Below are 2,248 nucleotides of genomic sequence, written 5' to 3'. Positions count from 1 at the left end.
CCTTCGTGTTTCTTTGCATGCTGCGTGTTCAGCCGAGGAGATGACGCTGCGTGGCGTAAAGCGCGATGGCGGCGGCATTCGACACATTCAGCGACTTGATGGCGCCGGGCATGTCGAGACGGGCGAGCGCCTTGCAGGTGGCGCGCGTCTTCTGGCGCAGGCCCTTGCCCTCGGAGCCCATAACGAGCGCGATACGCTGGCCGGAAAGCGTGCCTTCGAGCGGCGCGGGACCTTCCGAATCGAGGCCGATGGTCAGGAAGCCCAGCTTGTGCAACTCCTCCAGCGCATCCGAAAGATTTGTGATCTGGATATAGGGGATCAGCTCCAGCGCCCCGGAAGCAGTCTTGGCGAGCACGCCCGATTCCGTCGGCGAATGGCGCTGCGTGGTGATGACGGCACCGGCATTGAAGGCGACGGCCGAGCGCATGATGGCGCCGACATTGTGCGGATCCGTCACCTGGTCGAGCACGAGCAGCAGCGGGCTGTCCTTCAGCGCCTCCAGCCGGCGGACGGGCAGGGGCCGCGTCTCCAGCATCACGCCCTGGTGGATCGCCTCGGGGCCGAGCACCTTGTCGAGGTCCGACGGCAGCACGGTTTCGACCGGGTAGGGCAGGGTCGCAAGATCGGGCAGTTCCAGCCGCTGGGCGGCATTCAGGCTGACTGAAAGCTTGATGATCTTGCGCTCGGGATTGTCGAGGGCCGCCCGCACCGTGTGCAGGCCGTAGAGACAGACCTGGTCGGGCGTAAGCGCGGGCGCTTTCCAGCCCTCGGCCGGCTTGCGGCGACGGTCGTCCCGTGGTGTCGGGATATCGCCGCGGTCGCGCTTCTGGTCGCGATGCGCTCGGCGCAGTTTTGCGTAATGGGTGTCTTTTGCGGACTTGCCGCCGGTATCGTCTTTGCTCATGGCGCCTTATAGAACATGTCGCGCAAAAGTGTGCAGCGGTTTTGCATCGGCGCCATACGAAAAATTCAAGCGGAGCGCGGGACGCGCAAAGGACGCCATCCACAGGCGGGCGTCAGCGACGACATTTTTCTCAATTTTTTCCGTGACGTCGTGTTGACAGGACGAATTGTGCCCGTCATATACGCCGCCAGATCGAAGGCGCCGCCGACAAGGCACCGCCTGCAGGTCGAACTGGTCGCTTGATCCCGACAGAATAATGGAGGGATGCCCGAGTGGTTAAAGGGGACGGACTGTAAATCCGTTGGCTCAGCCTACGTTGGTTCAAATCCAACTCCCTCCACCATTCTGTTGCACGGATCAAGACCTCCCCGCGGGTATAGCTCAATGGTAGAGCAGCAGCCTTCCAAGCTGAATACGCGGGTTCGATTCCCGCTACCCGCTCCATCCGATTTCTTGATCAAGAGAATCAGCGCTTCGCACTAAGGCTTTGCCTTGAAAAAGCGATTCTGCATGCCGATCTATGGTCTATCTGGCTTGCCTCAGCTCGTTTCCGGCGGTTTTCATCGTGCATTTAAAGCTTGCGCATTCGTTGCGAAAGCCTTAAACGCCTGCCAAACCGGACGGGCCGGTTAGCCCAACTTTCGTTCAGTAGGAAATAAAGAGATGGCAAAGAGCAAGTTTGAGCGCAACAAGCCTCACGTAAACATCGGCACGATCGGCCACGTCGACCACGGCAAGACGTCGCTGACGGCAGCGATCACGAAGTACTTCGGCGAGTTTAAGGCGTACGACCAGATCGACGCTGCCCCGGAAGAAAAGGCGCGCGGCATCACCATCTCGACGGCACACGTCGAATACGAGACGCCGAACCGCCACTACGCGCACGTCGACTGCCCCGGCCACGCCGACTACGTCAAGAACATGATTACCGGTGCTGCCCAGATGGACGGCGCGATCCTGGTTTGCTCGGCTGCTGACGGCCCGATGCCGCAGACGCGTGAGCACATCCTGCTCGCCCGCCAGGTCGGCGTTCCCGCGATCGTCGTGTTCCTCAACAAGGTCGACCAGGTTGACGACGCCGAGCTTCTCGAGCTCGTCGAGCTGGAAGTTCGCGAACTGCTGTCGTCCTACGACTTCCCGGGCGACGACATTCCGATCGTCAAGGGTTCGGCTCTGGCCGCTCTGGAAGATTCCGACAAGAAGATCGGTGAAGACGCGATCCGCGAGCTGATGGCCGCTGTCGACGCCTACATCCCGACGCCTGAGCGTCCGATCGACCAGCCGTTCCTGATGCCGATCGAAGACGTGTTCTCGATCTCGGGCCGTGGTACGGTTGTGACGGGC

Annotated in this window: 2 protein-coding genes and 2 tRNA genes; 3 read left to right on the top strand and 1 reads right to left on the bottom strand. The window is 61.2% G+C overall.

Going from position 1 to position 2,248, the window contains the following annotated elements:
* Window positions 1–28: 28 nt before the first annotated feature.
* Window positions 29–904, bottom strand: coding sequence for a 23S rRNA (guanosine(2251)-2'-O)-methyltransferase RlmB (gene rlmB, locus ACOZK4_RS05175; protein ID WP_421590838.1), 876 nt, complete (start codon window positions 902–904; stop codon window positions 29–31).
* 258 nt (window positions 905–1,162) lie between these two features.
* Between rlmB and ACOZK4_RS05170 the strand changes: the two genes are divergently transcribed.
* From ACOZK4_RS05170 to ACOZK4_RS05160, 3 genes are all read left to right on the top strand, one after another.
* Window positions 1,163–1,247, top strand: a tRNA-Tyr gene (locus tag ACOZK4_RS05170).
* A 27-nt stretch (window positions 1,248–1,274) separates the two neighbouring features.
* Window positions 1,275–1,348 (top strand) — tRNA-Gly (locus ACOZK4_RS05165).
* Between the two features lie 219 nt (window positions 1,349–1,567).
* Window positions 1,568–2,248, top strand: a 681-nt coding sequence (locus ACOZK4_RS05160; protein ID WP_421590837.1) for a GTP-binding protein, incomplete at its 3' end; no start/stop codon positions are given.

Source organism: Shinella sp. M27 (genome assembly GCF_049199905.1).
GTDB lineage: Bacteria > Pseudomonadota > Alphaproteobacteria > Rhizobiales > Rhizobiaceae > Shinella.
This window is presented reverse-complemented; position numbering and strand designations above follow the sequence as displayed.

Bases quoted from the DNA above. Each gene is read 5' to 3' on its own strand.
- rlmB (WP_421590838.1), bottom strand. From the start codon at position 904: ATGAGCAAAGACGATACCGGCGGCAAGTCCGCAAAAGACACCCATTAC.